General features: G+C 64.3%; 3 protein-coding genes. All 3 read right to left on the bottom strand.

What is annotated here, in order from left to right:
* Positions 1 to 22: 22 nt before the first annotated feature.
* The gene (tnpC, locus tag ACFPOB_RS30430) at positions 23 to 1,627 is read right to left on the bottom strand and encodes an IS66 family transposase (RefSeq protein WP_377801884.1); all 1,605 of its coding nucleotides are present in this window, start codon (positions 1,625 to 1,627) and stop codon (positions 23 to 25) included.
* Between the two features lie 74 nt (positions 1,628 to 1,701).
* On the bottom strand, positions 1,702 to 2,046 hold the full coding sequence (gene tnpB, locus ACFPOB_RS30425; RefSeq protein ID WP_377801883.1) for an IS66 family insertion sequence element accessory protein TnpB: 345 nt from the start codon (positions 2,044 to 2,046) through the stop codon (positions 1,702 to 1,704).
* On the bottom strand, positions 2,043 to 2,435 hold the full coding sequence (locus ACFPOB_RS30420; RefSeq protein ID WP_377801882.1) for a transposase: 393 nt from the start codon (positions 2,433 to 2,435) through the stop codon (positions 2,043 to 2,045). Before ACFPOB_RS30420 ends, tnpB begins: the two co-directional genes overlap by 4 nt.
* Between the last annotated feature and the right edge of the window lie 80 nt (positions 2,436 to 2,515).

Below are 2,515 nucleotides of genomic sequence, written 5' to 3'. Positions count from 1 at the left end.
GTAAGCGCGTAGCTGGAACCGTTCAGTTCTTGAAGTTCCAAGGCATGAGCTGGTCGATCTGAGAGATGGGCCAGCGATTGGCGATGCGTTCGAGGGTCTGGGTGAGCCAGGCGAGCGGATCGACGTCGTTCATGCGACAGGTCTGGAGCAGGGTCGCGATGGTTGCCCAAGTCCGTCCGCCGCCGTCGCTGCCGGCGAAGATCGCGTTCTTTCTGACAATGGTCTGGGGCCTGATGGCGCGCTCGACGATGTTGGAGTCGATTTCGATGCGGCCGTCGTCGAGGAAGCGCTCAAGGGCCGTTCGCCTGGATGTGGCGTAGCGGATGGCCTCGGCCAGTTTCGATTTTCCGGAGATTCGTGGAAGCTGCGTTTCCCAAAGCCTGAAGAGCTCGGCGACGATGACAGCGGAGCGGTCCTGGCGGGCAGTTGCGCGTGCGGCGGCGCTTTGGCAGCGAACCGCCTCCTCTATGGACCAGAGCTCGGCCATCGTGGTGACGGTCTGCGTCGCGATCCGAGAGCTGCCGTTGATGTGCAGTTCGTAGAACCGGCGGCGTAAATGAGCCCAGCAGCCCGCAAGCGCGATGGTCTCATTGGCGCCGGCTTTGGCCTTGGCGAGCTGTGTATAAGCCGAGTACCCATCGACCTGAAGGATGCCGGTGAAGCCCCTCATATGACGCGAGACGCATTCACCACCGCGGCTGTCTTCGAAGCGATAGGCGACCATGGGTGGCGACGTCCCGCCGAAGGGGCGATCATCGCGCGCATAAGCCCACAGCCAGGCTTTTCGGACCTTTCCGGTTCCGGGCGCCAGGGTCGGCAGCGAGGTCTCGTCGGCGAAGACCCGCTCGCCCTGCTTGATGCGCTCCAGGACGTAATCGGCCAGAGGCGTGAGTTCGAAGCCGACCTTGCCCATCCATTGCGCCATCAGCGAGCGGCTGAGCTCGACCTGGTCGCGGGCGTAGATCGCTTCCTGTCGGTAGAGCGGCAGGCCATCGGCATATTTGGAGACGGCGATCTGGGCCAGCAGCGCCTCGCTTGGGAGGCCGCTTTCGACGAGATGGGCCGGAGCCGGCGCCTGGATCACGCCATCATGACCCCGGAAGGCGTATTTCGGGCGGCGGGTGACGATCACCCGGAACTTCGCCGCCGTCACGTCGAGGCGCTCCGAGACGTCCTCGCCGATCAGCACCTTTTCCAGCCCTTCGCAACCGGGCGGGATCTCAGGCTCGATCACCCGTTCGATCCGCTCCAGATGCGGCGCAAATCCCTTCCGTGGCCGCGGCGCGCGCTTCGGGCGTTCCGGGTCGGCCGCCTGCAGTTCCGCCTGGATCGCCGCAAGCCCCGTCTCGATCTCGTCGAGCACGAAGGCATACTGATCGTCGTCCAGCACCGCGCCATCCAGCCGCTCCGAGCGCCGGCCGTAACGGGCACGCTCCAGCATCTTCACGATCGCCGTCAGCGCCGCAATCCGCTCGTCGGCCGCCTTGTTGACCAGCTCAAGATGGTGGGCCTGCGCTTCCAGATCGCGATTGCGTGCCTCGAGACAGGCCGCTTGCCCAGCCATAGCCAGGACCATCGCTTTCAGCGCATCAACATCGTCGGGAAGCTCTGCGACGGTCGGCGACATCGACCGCATCTCAGCACGGACAGCGCGATTTTCCCAATCGTTTCAACAGCGTGATTCACTTTGCCACAGCCGCGTCAGCCGGCCGATAGTGGCCGCTTCACGCTCGATGGCCGGACCTTCTTCCAGTCCATCCCGTCAACGAGCGCAAGGAGTTGCGCATGGTTCAGCCGCACGCGCGCCGGCGCGACACGGGGCCAGCAAAACTGCGCCTTTTCCAGCGTTTTCGCAAAAAGGCAGACCCCGCTGCCGTCCCACCAGACGATCTTAACCCGATCGGCTCTTTTGGAACGGAAGACGTAGAGCGCCCCATTGAACGGGTCGACGCCACCATCGCGCACCAGGCCGATGAGCGACGCTGGGCCCTTGCGGAAGTCCACCGGCGTGCTCGCGACGTACACCTCCACGCCCGACGGGATCATGCCGCGCGAACCGCACGGATAACCGCGGCCAGATGGTCGGCACCGACATCGGGGCCGGCGCGAACCACGATATCGCCAATCACGATCTCGACCGGCGCGCTGCGCACTGCTTCAAAGCGCGTAAAGGTCATCGGCTGATCGCCATCGGCGATGGACACCTCGCCGCGGGCCAGCGCCTGGCGCCGCCAGCCGAACAACTGCGACGGCGCCATCCCCACCCGACGAGCGATCGCCGAAACATTCGCTCCAGGCACGAGCGTCTCCGCGACAAGACGCGCCTTCGCTTCGGTGGACCAACCCCGGCGCCCGCGCAGGGGGCGAGCCTCCAACGCCTCGATCACATGACAATTTCTGTCATCAGGCATAGGCGTGGATACAGAAATTTCCATCACGAGATCCTTCGCTAAAACAAGCCGAAGAATCTCAGATCAGAACCAAACCCGCCATGTGGCATCGCCTTGGCGCTTAC

The sequence above is a fragment of the Allobosea eneae genome (assembly GCF_042657265.1).
In the GTDB taxonomy this organism is placed as follows: Bacteria; Pseudomonadota; Alphaproteobacteria; order Rhizobiales; family Beijerinckiaceae; genus Allobosea; species Allobosea eneae.
Note: the sequence above shows the minus strand (reverse complement) of the source record. Positions and strands in the feature narration are given on the sequence as shown.

Coding starts and splice junctions, on each gene's coding strand:
- tnpC (WP_377801884.1), bottom strand. CDS start 1,627: ATGTCGCCGACCGTCGCAGAGCTTCCCGACGATGTTGATGCGCTGAAA.
- tnpB (WP_377801883.1), bottom strand. CDS start 2,046: ATGATCCCGTCGGGCGTGGAGGTGTACGTCGCGAGCACGCCGGTGGAC.
- ACFPOB_RS30420 (WP_377801882.1), bottom strand. CDS start 2,435: ATGGAAATTTCTGTATCCACGCCTATGCCTGATGACAGAAATTGTCAT.